Raw genomic sequence first — 13623 nt, 5'->3', positions numbered from 1 at the left:
ATAGTTAAGATGATCTAAATTACCTAAATAAGATAATATTAATGATCATTAGCACCACAATTATTGACTTCAGTTTTAAATCACTATACCTGCTTTTCCTTCGTCCCTTTTTTGCTTTCTTTCAGTCTTACTAAATCTACTGAATATCAATCTATTGGATCTATCGTAATTTAAATAATTCCAGAACCAATTGATAAATACGACTGCTTTGTTTCTCAATCCAATTAACGACATGATATGAACAAACATCCAAATAAACCATGCAATTGGGCCTGAACTTTTATAATTTCCTACTTCAACGACGGCTTTATTTTTACCAATAGTTGCCATACTACCCTTATCTGTATATTTAAAAGGTGTCCAATCTCTCCCTTTTAGCGTATTAATTAAGTTCTTTGCTAAATGATTCGCTTGTTGTATTGCGACAGGCGCGACCATTGGATGTCCAACAGGGTAATTCTCTGTTTTCATACAAGCGACATCACCGACAGCGAAAACATTATCGTGGTTTAATACTTTGTTATGTTCGTCCACTAAAATTCGATTCCCTCTTTCTGTAATCAATGAAGCATCCAATCCTTTGGGACAATTTCCTTCCACTCCTGCTGACCAAATTAAGTTACGTGAATAGATCTCACCATCTTCATTGCCATTTTTTGTCACAGCCACATCTCCATCGTAACTTTTTACGATAGTATTTAAATGCAGAATCACTCCTAATTTTTTCAGGTACTTCATCGCACTTTCAGAAGATTTTGGTGATAAAGCATTCAATACTCTTCCTCCACCATCCACTAAATGAACTTCCATTCTTCTGACATCTAATTCTGGATAATCAACAGGTAAAACATATTTCTTTAATTCTGAAATTGCTCCAGCTAATTCTACACCTGTTGGTCCTGCACCGACAATTACAAAATTCATCAAAGCAGATCTTTCTTTTAGATCATGTGTTTGTAATGCTTTCTCAAAATTTTGTAATAATAGACTTCTCAATTGTAGAGATTGTACAACGGTCTTTAATGGCATAGAATGATATCTAATTTTCTCATCACCAAAAAAGTTTGTTCTTGAACCTGAAGCAATAACCAAATGATCATATTTTAATGAACCTAAGTCAGTAATCACTTGACTATTTTCTAAATCTACTTGTTGAACGACCGCTAATCTAAAGAAGAAATTGTCGTAACCATGAAAAAGTTTTCGTATTGGAAAAGAAATAGAATCAGGCTCTAAACCTGCTGTTGCAACTTGATATAATAAAGGTTGAAAAGTGTGGTAATTGTTTCTATCTAATAAAACTACTTGGTAATCTTTATTTTTTAAAGTTCTCACAAACTCCAAACCTCCAAAACCACCTCCAATAATAACAACTCTAGGAACTTTTAAGTCAGGTACATCGATAACTTTTTCCATATATTTTTATAGCAATTTAGAAGAGAATACAGATAAAAAATTGAGATAGGATAATTCTGATTCTCTTATATGATTTGATAAATTTTATTACTATAAAAATACAAGATTAATTGTCTAGAACAGTATAAATATCAAGATATTTTGTATAAAAAAAACCGATCTTAATGATCGGCTTTCTATTATTTTTTCTTTCTGTCTTTTGATGATTTTTTCTTCTTTTTATCAAGACCTGATAAATATTTTAAAGAAATCATTTCTTGCTCAGATAAATATCTCCATTTCCCTCTTGGAAGATCTTTCTTTGTCAATCCAGCCAATGCAGTTCTATCAAGCACTTCTACTGTATATCCAAAGTGTTCAAAGATTCTTCTTACAATTCTGTTTTTCCCTGAATGAAGTTCAATACCGATTTCTCTTCTATCGTCTTCATTTACAGACAAACCATCGATATAAGGAGATCCATCTTCTAACTCAAATTTTCTATCACGAAGTGTCATCTCATCCTCCTCTGTCAAAGGCTTATCCAATTCCACTCTATAAATCTTTTGTGTATTACTCGAAGGATGTGCCACTTTTGTAGCAAACTCTCCATCATTTGTAAATAATAAAAGACCTGTTGTATTTCTATCTAAACGTCCTACAGGATAAATACGCTCATCACAAGCATTTTTCACTAACTGCATGACCGTTTTTCTTTCTAAAGGATCTTTGGTTGTTGTAATAAATCCCCTTGGCTTATTTAAAAGAACATAAACATATTGTTCTTTCTTCAACAATTTACCATCATATTCCACGCGGTCGTTAGGTTTTACCTTATACCCCATTTCAGTGATGACTTCACCATTTATTTTTACTAAACCTTCTGAAATTAATTTATCCGCTTCCCTTCTTGAACAAACACCCGCATTGGAGATAAATTTATTCAAACGTACCTCATTGGTCTTTTTAACTTCTGGCTCTTCGTTTTCTTCTTTTATTTTTTTAGCAACAGAAATAACCTTCTTTACATCGTAAACAGGTTTTTTCACTTGTTTATCAGAAGAACCATAGATAGTTTCTTTTATTTTTTGATCTTTTTTAGCCTTTAATCTTTCTTCAAGCTTTTTACTAGGCTTTCTTCTTGGAGCTGGTCGATCTGAGAAAGTTTCTCTTTTTGGTTTTTCCTTGATGAACTTTTTAAAAGGACTCAAGTTTTTCTTTCCTGAATTAGGAGTACGCTTTTTCATCTAATTAACTTAGAAATTTAACATGCTGCCAACACGGCAGTAAACATTCTATGACATAACATAGATTTCTAAGTACAAAGTTCGTGAACTTTAAGGGATTGTTCATCTAATAATTGAAAACATTACCTAAATTTTAGGATAATTCTTCAATTTTCTTCTGAATATCAATTAATACAAAGTTTGACAATTCAAATAAACGCTTTAATTTATAATTTAAGGCATCTAAAGAGTGATTAGAAGCATCTTCCATATCAATTAATAAAGCTTCCATTTCTTCATGTCCCAAATAAGCAGTGCTAGATTTCAACTTATGTGCCTTTTTACCAAAAGCAACTACTTCATTTGTATCCAGTAATGCTTGCATTTCTTTTGGAAATTCTCTTAGATTTTTTTCAATAACTACTAAAATAGAAAATAAGAAATCTTCATCTCCATCAGCGATATCATAAAGTCCTTCAAAATCTACATTTGTTAGCATGATCAATGTGTTTAAATGTTAGGGTGTTTAATCTAAAATAAATTGGTTTGAGAGGCCTTGTCAGCTACTGTCTCAGCATAGTCTTTACCAAGGTAGGCATCAATCACATAATGTGCAATATATAATACAGGTGTCATCAAGACCGCAATTCCGAATTTGTAGATATAATTTATAATACCAACTGCTATAACCTGTTCTAATGGCCAATTTCCAAAAACATAAAATGCCACTCCTAACACCACAAAACTATCTACTAATTGTGAAATCAAAGTTGATCCAGTTGCTCTCAACCAAATCTGCTTACTTCCAGTAAATTTTCTCAACCATTGGAAAGTATGTGCATCCAAAAACTGACCAATTAAAAAGGCTGTCAAAGAGCCAATAATAATCCCAAGTCCTTGTGTGAAGATTTTATCAAACGCTTCTTCTATATTAAAAGGATTCCCTTGTGTGTCTGTTGCATTTAAATCAAGCCAAAATTGAGCGGGAGGTAAATCTGTCACAAATAGAATAATGAAAAATACATAGGAGATCAGCCCAGCTGTGATAAAAGAGATTTTTTTCACTCCTGCTTTTCCAAAATACTCATTAATAATATCTGTTGTTATAAAAACAACTGGCCAAATCACAACACCTGCAGTGAGATTAAAATCCAAGACAAATGAACCAAATACTTCTAACTGCATGGGAGCCACACCTAAAAATGCTTCTAATGAAAATATTTTCGGCCCTACTAATTCCGCAACAATTGCATTCGTCAGAAAGATAGCACAAAGGCCTATATATAGAGTTTGGTATTTCTTTTCGCTTATTTGTTTGTTTTGGTCCATTAAACTAAAATTGGATCGTTAAAAAAAATCTGAAGATGATGAATGTTCAATAAAAATATACAATCTAATATTAATAGTGAAATTTCTTTGTAGATGAAACGAAGATTTAGATTATCATTTTTTATTAACTCTTATCTTTGTAAGATGTTTTACTTAAATTCTAATTATGATCTCATTTTATCCTGGTCCAAGTAAATTGGATGCTTCTGTAAAATCGGCTATGGCTGATGCGATAACTTCTCAAATCTTGGAGTATAATCACAGGAGCCCTGAATTTATGGGTCTGATGGTTTCATGTATAGAAACTTTAAAAGAGAAATTAGAAATCCCTAAAAACTATAAAATATTCTTTACTTCAAGTGCAACGGAATGTTGGGAAATCTGTAGTCAATCTTTTTCACTACCATTTATACATATATATAATGGTGCATTTGGAAAAAAATGGGCGAATTATAACGAACATATAAATAAAAAAGTAAAACATATAGAATATCCCATTCATCGACGAATTAGTGTCAAAAAAATCACTAAAAATAAGAAGGAGAAAAATATCATTTGTTTGACAAGCTGTGAAACTTCAAATACAACAAAAGTACATCAGAAGACTTTCCATAAAATTAGGGCATATTATCCCAATTCATTAGTTTTTGTAGATGCTACAAGTTCAATGTCCGGTGTTAAATTAAATTGGAATACAGCTGATATATGGTTTGCTTCCGTTCAAAAATGTTTTGGTCTTCCTTCTGGATTAGCTGTCATGGTATGTTCACCTAAAGCTATAGATGAAATGAGCCAAAATGATTTTCATTATAATGCTTTACATTCTATTCATAACAATACATTAAAATTTCAAACAACACATACACCTAATATTCTTAATATATATCTACTGAAAAAGGTATTAGAGAAAAGAAAGCAAATTCACATCGAACATGAACGCCTCAAAAAAAGAGCACTTCGATTAAAAAAGTTAGCCATTCGTCTTGGGTATACTTTATTAACTGATAATTCTAAGTTACAATCAGAAACAGTGATTGGTTTAAAATGTCAACCTGAAGAATTGAAAGAAATAAAAAAGAAAGCCATAGAGAATGGTATTTTATTGGGAAATGGATATGGCCCTTGGAAAAGTAATTCGTTTCGAATTGCCAACTTTCCTGCACATACGGATAGTGATTTTCAAAAGTTATTTGTTTTTTTAGAAAGTTTTAAAGTCTAAAGGGAACAAATCATTCTTTCTAAAAGTTCTATTAGTGAAAAAGAGTCTTTTTTTAGGTTTCCAAATAAACAATGAATAACACAGTTAATTAGTAGTTTTATATAGAAATCCCTACAATTGGCTATATATTTTACAATTTATTGTTAAAACAGTTAAAAATACTCCTAAAACGAAATCACCTTTTTATTTTGTGGATTAATTGCGTTTGGCAATAAGGTCGAATAAACAATTTTTAACCGTCTTTTACAGTTTCTTTTTGTAAATGACAGATAGTAGTTGTAATTTCGGGCGCTGAATAAATTATGATTTGGATTATTCGCAGCATTAAATTCGTATTCAGATGATAGGTATCTTAGGATCTTTAGGCGCGATTTGGACAATTGTCTTATTCGTAGTCTTTTTCCTAGCATTAATTCAGATTTTCCGTTTTATTATCAATAAAACTGGGTCTGACATTTTAGCAGGAAAGAAATCAGGACAAGAAGGAAGTATTCTTGTAAAAAAGTACAATGATGTAGACGTTTCAAAATATTCTACATTGTTTGGTTTAATTGGTCTTTCACTTTCACTTTTATTCGTATTAGTGGCATTGGAATTCCCTTCGTATGAAGAGTCAGAATTAATTGATTTAGGATCAGTTGATTTTATCGATGAGGAAATGGTTGACGTTCCTGTAACGCAACAACAACCACCTCCACCTCCAAAAGTTACTGCTCCAGTAATTGTTGAGGTGCCAGACGAAGAAGAAATCGAGGACGAAATTGAAATCGAAATTCCAGAAGAATTTGACGAAGAAACTGTAATTGAAGAAGCAGTAGAAGTTGAAGAGGAAGAAGTAGAAGAAGTTGTTGAAGAAATCTTCGAAATCGTAGAGGACCCTGCAGGTTTCCCAGGTGGTATGGGTAAATTCTACAAATGGGTAGGTAAAAACATGAAATACCCTTCACAAGCTAAGCGTATGGGTGTGGAAGGTAAAGTATACATCCAATTCGTAGTTGACAAGGACGGTACATTAACAGACATCAAAGTTGTTCGTGGTATCGGTGCTGGTTGTGACGAAGAGGCTGTACGTGTGTTGAAGAAAGCTCCTAAGTGGAAGCCAGGTAAGCAACGTGGTCGTGCAGTAAAACAAAGAATGGTATTACCAATCTCATTCAAATTAGGTTAATCCTATTTTTTGAATATTAAAAACCGATGTTATATTTAGTGTAACATCGGTTTTTTTTTAGCTAACACTTATAATTTCATGAAAAAACTAAAGTTGTTCCTTATTTTTTGGGGGTATTGTCTTTCATTATCTGCTCAAGATACTGTTGTAGAACCTGATTATTTATTTCCTATTCAGCCTGGCAAACAAAATTATTTTGCTGGTTCAATGGGAGAACTAAGAACAACTCACTTTCATGGAGGATTAGATATTAAAACAAAAGGAATAGAAGGATTACCTGTTTATGCTGCTGATGATGGATACATTACAAGGCTCAAAGTTTCTACTTATGGCTATGGTAGAGTTATTTATATGATGCACCCTAATGGCTATTGGACTGTTTATGCTCATCTCCAACGTTTCAATCCAGAGCTAGAAAAATACATTGTCCAAAAGCAATACGAAAAGAAATCTTTTGAGATTAACCTCGAACACCTTCCTTCTAATTTATTTGTATTTAAAAAAGGAGATATCCTCGGGTACTCAGGTAACTCAGGTTCATCTTCTGCCCCTCATTTACATTTTGAAATTAGAGACCAAGAGGAAAGACCTTTAAATCCTGTCCATTTTAATTTTAATGAAGTTGTTGACCATATTCCTCCGACAGTTAGAGGTATTAGAGTCAGACCTTTGGATATTTACAGTCGTGTTGAAGGAGAATTTTCTCCAAAATTAAAATCAACAAATGGTGCAAAAGGTAGATATACAACCCAGACACCTTTTCATGCTTTAGGTAAAGTAGGAATTGAGATTGACACCTATGATAAAGCAGAAGGAACTTACAATAAATATGGTATCAACCGTATTAAGGTTTATGATAATGGTCAATTAATCTATGAACATGAAATTAATAAAATTCCATTCGATCTAAGTGCCAATATTAATACATTCACTGATTACAAAGCATTTTTAGATAAAAGAAGAAGATATCAGAGGCTTTATCAATTTGATAGTAATCATCTTCCTATTTACCCTGATAGTACATTGAATGGTTTCATTACTATAAATCCAAACGAAAAAAAGAAAGTCAAAATAGAACTTTGGGATAGTTTTGAAAATTATACAGAAGTGAACTTTCAAATTAATGGAACCAATCCAACTCCAAAACCTAGCAAACATTTTGATACGCTCACTGTTGAAGAAAATATTCTAAAAATTGCTGTACCATCACCAAAAGGAAAAAAATTAGAACTTCATTTTCCACTTTGGAATCAGATGATTCAGCCAGCATATCACAAAGGAAATGTAAATTATTACCTTTGGGATTTAAGGCAAGGACTTCCTTTCATGTGCTCAATGGATTCATTACACATTGATACACACCTCAAATACCAAGTCCCTAACAATGCTCATGTAAAATATTACGATAAAAATTTCGCTTTTGATTTTCAAGAACATTCTCTTTTTGACACTCTTTATGTAACAGTAGAGGAGAAAGGAAATACTTTTAAAATCAATGAGTATTATACAAATGTGCATGCCAAAATCACGATTGATTATGTCGTTAAAGATTCCACATTAATTACTCCTGATAATTATGTATACCGTATTGATGAAGATGGTGATGCACATTTTGTAGGAGGCAAATGGCATGGAGATACTATTACATTTAGAACATCTAGATTAGGAGATTTTACACTAGCACCAGAAGTTACTCCTCCTAAAATCATTCCTCTAAAAAAGTGGAAAAATAATCAACTACGTTTTAAAGTAGAAGATGAAGAATCTGGAGTAAGCCGTTATTCAGCTACATTAAATGGTGAATTTATTCTCCTAGAATATGACGCGAAGAAAGATTACATACAAACGCGTCTTTTAGATCCGAATCAGCCATTAAAAGGTAAATTTGAAATGATCATTACAGATGGAGCGGGAAATTCTTCCACTTATAAGAAAACAATTTAACTTTGAGGTAAACGTGTTAATCCTATAGCTGCTGCTGTAAAGAAACAAACTGCTCCTAGACCAGTATTTACTAAAGCAAAAACACCAAAAAATTCTGGTAACGCTGTAGGTAGAAAGACAGATGTTAAAGCAGATAACATGAAAGTAATACACCCTAACATGTTGATCCAAATGCTTAAATTTTCTCTATGCTTTAGATTAAATTCAAAGTTAGCTTCCTTGCATAGATAATATGCTGATACAAGGAAAAGTATTGATCCTAACATATTAGGTGTCCAAATAAAGAAATCCTCTTGTAGCAAAGTTAAATTGCGAGTTGCATCAAATGTATTAAAGTTGAATAAAACTGTTCCAATCCATTGCGTTAGGCCAGCAATATATCCTCTATTTTGGGGTCTTACTGCCCAAAGTTTCCAATCTTGACCCTTTTGATTTGTCGCATCTAACAATTGTAAAAAAGCAGCTGATGTAAAAGGTATCGAACCAATAAAGTAAATCCAATTTAAAACAGTTGCATTAGGATTCGGAAATAAAAATACAACGCTAGAAAAGACAAAACATGATGCACCAATCATAAATAGAATAGAAGTCGACATGACTAATTTTCTTGATGAAACGGCATGAAAATGAATATGCATGAGAAAATGTATTAATTCATTCTTGAAGTAGATTTTCAAAAATGTTAGTGTATTTGTTTATTGTTTAGTATGGAAAGCTCATCATTTATTTAGAAGTAAATGATGAGCTTTTTGTTTTTTAGTGAGCGAAACTTGAGCCAGACGTTCTTTTTTGTCTATTACCTAAAGAAATAAAGTGTTCAGCAGCTTTTCGAATATCGTTAATAAGCATATCCGCCATATCACTATTAAATCCTTCACGCACTACTACTCTTAATACAGCAACATCCTCTGTATCAGCAGGCATTGTGTATGCAGGAACTAACCAACCTCTTTCTCTTAATTTACTTGAAATATCAAAAACAGAGAAGTTTCTTCCTTCCTTTACACTAAAGGCAAATACAGGAATAGCACTACCATCACTTAGTAGTTCAAAGTATTCCATTTTCTTCACTGCAGAAGAAATTTTCATGGCAATACCTTGTAAATCTTTCATGATCTGACGATATCCCTCCTTTCCTAACCTTATAAAATTATAATATTGTCCAACAACCTGATTTCCTGGTCTTGAGAAATTCAAAGTGAAAGTTGGCATATCACCACCTAAGTAATTAACGTGGAAAATCAAGTCTTGAGGTAACTCAGATTCATCTCTCCAAACTACCCAACCGATACCAGGATAGACTAGACCGTATTTATGTCCTGAAACATTAATAGATTTTACCAATGGAAGTCTAAAATCCCACTTCAAAGCTGGATGGATAAATGGAGCTACAAAACCTCCACTTGCGGCATCAATATGCAATGGAGTTTCCCACCCTGTCTTTTTATTATTTTTTACCATAGCATCGTGGATTTCCTCAATTGGTTCAAACTCTCCTGTGAAAGTTGTTCCAAGAATTGCCACTACGCCAATTGTATTTTCATCTATCGCATCAACCACCTCTTCTGCTGTGATTGTATATTTTCCTTTTTTCATTGGAATGTATTTTGGTTCAACATCCCAATATCTACAGAATTTCTCCCAAACGACTTGAACATTTGTTCCTAATACCAGATTTGGTTTATCATAAGACAACCCCGCAGCTTTACGTCTATCTCTCCATTTTCTTTTGAAGGCCATTCCTGCAAGCATTACAGCTTCACTTGAACCAATTGCTGAGGAACCTATAGCATTGCCATCTTCTGGAGCATGAAATAATTTGGAAACTATATTAATACAGCGTTCTTCTAATTCTGCTGTTTGAGGATATTCATCCTTATCTATCATATTTTTATCAAAAGTCTCTGCCATTAATATTTTGGCTTCTGGTTCCATCCAAGTTGTTACGAATGTCGCCATATTTAATCGAGCATTCCCGTCAAGCATTAATTCATTATGAATAATACTGTAAGCCTGAGCAGGATCCATTTGATGTTCTGGTAATTGATATTTTGGAACTTCTACGTTATTACGAATAGACCTAACATAATTATGTTTTGCCTTTGGATCGTTAATTCTTCTTTTATTGTACATGACAAATAGTATGTGTGTGTGTTGTAAATGGTTTATATACCGTAACTTCTATACGAGGAAAGCAACAGCGGGTTACAATGTTACTTTTAAAATCAAAAGAAATAGCGTTAATAAAATTTAAGTATATTTTTTGAGAAAGTTAGTAAATTGATGGATTAATATTTCGCAGGAATAGATTTAATAATTTCATCAATGTTTATGAATAATAAATCATGTTTTCCTGCTAATCCATCTGTTAATTGGAAGGCTGAATCTGATACTGATTTAACAACACCATGATAACTTTGACCATTTTTTAATATTATGTCAACCTCTTTCCCAATAAATGATTGTGCCGAATCGGTAATCATTTTACCATAGTATCTTTTTGTTCCTTTTCTCATTTTATAGTATCATTACTTTATTCTCCGAAAGATAAACAATAAACACACTTTTTTACAAGACTAACAACAATGATACTTACAGTTGATGCCGGAACACAATCCATCCGTGCGGCTTTGATAGATGAAAATGGAACAATTCATACTATCCATAAAACATTAATTGAACCTTATTTTTCAGAAAAGGCAGGTTGGGCTGAACAAGAACCTGATTATTATTGGGAACAAACATGTTTGACCATTAAAAAACTCCTTGAAAAGAAGGATACTGAAATTGAGGCAGTTGTTGTTACTACCCAAAGAGGAACTATCATTAATGTAGATAAAGAAGGAAATCCATTACGACCTGCGATAGTTTGGCTAGACCAAAGAAAAGCAAAGATGGAAGAGTACCCCTCTCCCTTCATGCGTATTGGAATGAAAGCTTTAGGGTTGTATGAAATTGTTGAACATGCTATTGAAGAATGTGAAGCCAATTGGATTCGACAAAATCAACCTGAAATTTGGGCAAAAACACATAAACTATTATTTCTTTCAGGATACTTTCATTTCAAATTAACCGATCAGTTTATCGAAACGACTGGTAATATGGTAGGCTATGTTCCTTTTGATCATCAAAAACATACTTGGGCTGACAAGAATGATCAAAAACACAACATGTTTTCTATTCCAATGGATAAGTTACCTGAACTCGTTTCTCCAAGTGAATGGATAGGAAATATTACCCCAATTGCTGCTGAACAAACTGGAATAAAAGCAGGGACTCCACTCTATGCAGGAGCTTCTGATAAAGCTTGTGAAATGTTAGGCACAGGAAGTAATTCTCCTGAAGTTGGGTGTTTAAGTTTTGGTACTACAGCAACGATTTCGACCAATATTAAAAAGTACAAAGAAGTCATTCCATTCTTTCCTTCCTATTCTAGTGCGATAAAAGGAACAAACAATACAGAAATAATGGTTTATCGAGGATTTTGGATGATCAGTTGGTTTAAAAAAGAGTTTGGTCATCATGAAGTTTTAAAAGCAGAAGAAATGGGAATTGCTGCTGAACAACTTTTTGATAAAATGATAAAAGATATTCCTCCTGGATCAATGGGACTTACCTTGCAACCTTTTTGGTCACCAGGCATCAAACATCCAGGAAAAGAAGCAAAAGGAAGTATTATTGGTTTTGGAGATGTACATACAAAGGGACATATCTATAAGGCAATATTGGAAGGAATTACCTATGCATTAAAATATGGAGCTGTACAAACTGAAAAAAGGACTGGGACAAAACTTACTTCACTTAGGGTATCTGGTGGTGGATCACAAAGTGATATAGCTATGCAGTTAACAGCTAATATATTCAACTTACCCACACATAGACCACATACTTATGAAACTTCATCTTTAGGAGCAGCAATGCTTGGGTATATAGGTTTAGGTAAACATAATTTAGCTTCTGCCATTGAAAAAATGACCAGAATTGAAGAGACTTTCTATCCTCAAAAAGAAGAGGTTTCCATTTATAAGCAACTTTACCAAGAAGTTTACCTTAATATCTACCCTCAATTACAGCCAATTTATAAAAAGATTCAAAAAATTACGGGCTACCCTAAAAAATAGTTGATATCTCTCCTCACACTTTTTTATCTTCGCCCTTATGAGTATCAAGGTTGAAAATTTAACTAAAATATACGGCGAACAAACTGCTGTCAATAATATTTCATTTGAGGCTAAACCAGGAGAAATTCTTGGTTTTCTTGGGCCTAACGGAGCAGGAAAGTCTACAACAATGAAAATAGCTACTTGTTATATTCCTCCAACAAGTGGGAGTATATCAATCTGTGGACATGATGTAGTCAATGATCCTGTAGAAGTAAGGAAAAAAGTAGGGTATTTACCTGAACATAATCCTTTATACTTGGACATGTATGTTCGTGAATACCTTGATTATTGTGCCTCTATTTATAAAATAAAAGGGAAAGCTAAAGAAAATAAGATCGATGAAATGATCGAATTGACGGGTTTAACACTAGAAAGAAAAAAGAAAATAGGTGCTCTTTCTAAGGGATACCGTCAAAGAGTAGGTTTAGCTCAAGCTTTAATTCACGATCCTGAAGTATTGATCTTAGATGAGCCTACTACCGGTCTTGATCCTATTCAATTAGAAGATATAAGGGCTTTAATTAAAAAGGTTAGCCAAAATAAAACAGTAATGTTATCTACGCACATTATGCAGGAAGTTCAATACTTGTGTGATAAAGTTGTCATTATACGAAAAGGTGATATCGTAGCAAATGATAGCGTTAAGAATTTACGTCATTATGGTTCTAAAACAATCTTGAATATCACTTTTGAAAATGCCAATTCAGCAGCATTTATTCATGGTATCGATGGTGTTGAAAAAGTAGAAGCACTTTCAGATCAAGAGTATCAAATTTATTACCCGAACGATCTAGATCTAAGAGGTGATATTTTTAGAGCTTCAGCAAATAATCAACAAGCCATAATAGAAATGAATACTCAAATTCAATCTATGGAAGAAATATTCACACAACTAGCTCAAAAATAAAAATCAAAAAAGATGATATGAATTGTATATTTTATTTAATTTTAATTAATATCATCTTTTTTGATTTATATAGATATTCCAAAAATACTTTTATACTAAAGTTATTCACATTGTCCACGCTAATATTTTATATTTCAAACTTCTTTACTCATTAAAATCTATTTACTAACGCACACATTGTTGATAACATTTATTTATTGTAAAGATTAATTTAATATTCACTTTCAATGGATAAACTCATCTCTTTTGTTGATAATCATTGCAATTTTGTA

Annotated in this window: 12 protein-coding genes; 5 read left to right on the top strand and 7 right to left on the bottom strand. The window is 32.7% G+C overall.

Annotated features, from left to right (window positions below; genetic code table 11):
• Positions 1-75 precede the first annotated feature (75 nt).
• From ACXAHM_RS01495 to ACXAHM_RS01480, 4 genes are all read right to left on the bottom strand, one after another.
• Positions 76-1416, bottom strand: a complete 1341-nt coding sequence (locus ACXAHM_RS01495) for an NAD(P)/FAD-dependent oxidoreductase (protein ID WP_474958620.1) — start codon at positions 1414-1416, stop codon at positions 76-78.
• 179 nt (positions 1417-1595) lie between these two features.
• Positions 1596-2642: a pseudouridine synthase gene (locus tag ACXAHM_RS01490; RefSeq protein WP_474958619.1), complete on the bottom strand. Its 1047-nt coding sequence runs from the start codon at positions 2640-2642 to the stop codon at positions 1596-1598.
• A 133-nt stretch (positions 2643-2775) separates the two neighbouring features.
• Complete coding sequence (locus tag ACXAHM_RS01485) at positions 2776-3120, bottom strand: hypothetical protein (protein WP_474958618.1); 345 nt, start codon at positions 3118-3120, stop codon at positions 2776-2778.
• A gap of 32 nt (positions 3121-3152) precedes the next feature.
• Positions 3153-3950 (bottom strand): queuosine precursor transporter, encoded by a 798-nt coding sequence (locus tag ACXAHM_RS01480; RefSeq protein ID WP_474958617.1) that lies wholly within the window; start codon positions 3948-3950, stop codon positions 3153-3155.
• A gap of 166 nt (positions 3951-4116) precedes the next feature.
• Between ACXAHM_RS01480 and ACXAHM_RS01475 the strand changes: the two genes are divergently transcribed.
• From ACXAHM_RS01475 to ACXAHM_RS01465, 3 genes are all read left to right on the top strand, one after another.
• On the top strand, positions 4117-5169 hold the full coding sequence (locus ACXAHM_RS01475) for an aminotransferase class V-fold PLP-dependent enzyme (RefSeq protein WP_474958616.1): 1053 nt from the start codon (positions 4117-4119) through the stop codon (positions 5167-5169).
• Between the two features lie 340 nt (positions 5170-5509).
• A complete protein-coding gene (locus tag ACXAHM_RS01470) occupies positions 5510-6337 on the top strand; it encodes an energy transducer TonB (RefSeq protein WP_474958615.1) in 828 nt (275 codons plus the stop codon).
• 78 nt (positions 6338-6415) lie between these two features.
• Positions 6416-8281: a M23 family metallopeptidase gene (locus ACXAHM_RS01465; protein ID WP_474958614.1), complete on the top strand. Its 1866-nt coding sequence runs from the start codon at positions 6416-6418 to the stop codon at positions 8279-8281.
• Here ACXAHM_RS01465 and ACXAHM_RS01460 read toward each other — a convergent pair.
• The 3 genes from ACXAHM_RS01460 to ACXAHM_RS01450 all read right to left on the bottom strand — a co-directional run bounded on the left by ACXAHM_RS01460 (position 8278) and on the right by ACXAHM_RS01450 (position 10797).
• Positions 8278-8919 carry a hypothetical protein gene (locus ACXAHM_RS01460; RefSeq protein ID WP_474958613.1) on the bottom strand — a complete coding sequence of 214 codons (642 nt, stop codon included), beginning with the start codon at positions 8917-8919 and terminating at the stop codon, positions 8278-8280. The two genes, ACXAHM_RS01465 and ACXAHM_RS01460, sit on opposite strands and share 4 nt — an antisense overlap.
• Before the next feature lie 118 nt (positions 8920-9037).
• Positions 9038-10414 carry a glutamate decarboxylase gene (gene gad, locus ACXAHM_RS01455; RefSeq protein WP_474958612.1) on the bottom strand — a complete coding sequence of 459 codons (1377 nt, stop codon included), beginning with the start codon at positions 10412-10414 and terminating at the stop codon, positions 9038-9040.
• A 155-nt stretch (positions 10415-10569) separates the two neighbouring features.
• Positions 10570-10797, bottom strand: a complete 228-nt coding sequence (locus ACXAHM_RS01450; RefSeq protein WP_474958611.1) for a hypothetical protein — start codon at positions 10795-10797, stop codon at positions 10570-10572.
• A gap of 69 nt (positions 10798-10866) precedes the next feature.
• Here ACXAHM_RS01450 and ACXAHM_RS01445 point away from each other — a divergent pair, with 69 nt between their 5' ends.
• Positions 10867-12402 (top strand): FGGY-family carbohydrate kinase, encoded by a 1536-nt coding sequence (locus ACXAHM_RS01445; protein WP_474958610.1) that lies wholly within the window; start codon positions 10867-10869, stop codon positions 12400-12402.
• A 37-nt stretch (positions 12403-12439) separates the two neighbouring features.
• Positions 12440-13351, top strand: a complete 912-nt coding sequence (gene gldA, locus ACXAHM_RS01440; protein ID WP_474958609.1) for a gliding motility-associated ABC transporter ATP-binding subunit GldA — start codon at positions 12440-12442, stop codon at positions 13349-13351.
• The last annotated feature ends 272 nt before the right edge of the window (positions 13352-13623 follow it).

The sequence above is a fragment of the Flammeovirga sp. AWQ4_249 genome, from assembly GCF_056161045.1.
Note: the sequence above shows the minus strand (reverse complement) of the source record. Positions and strands in the feature narration are given on the sequence as shown.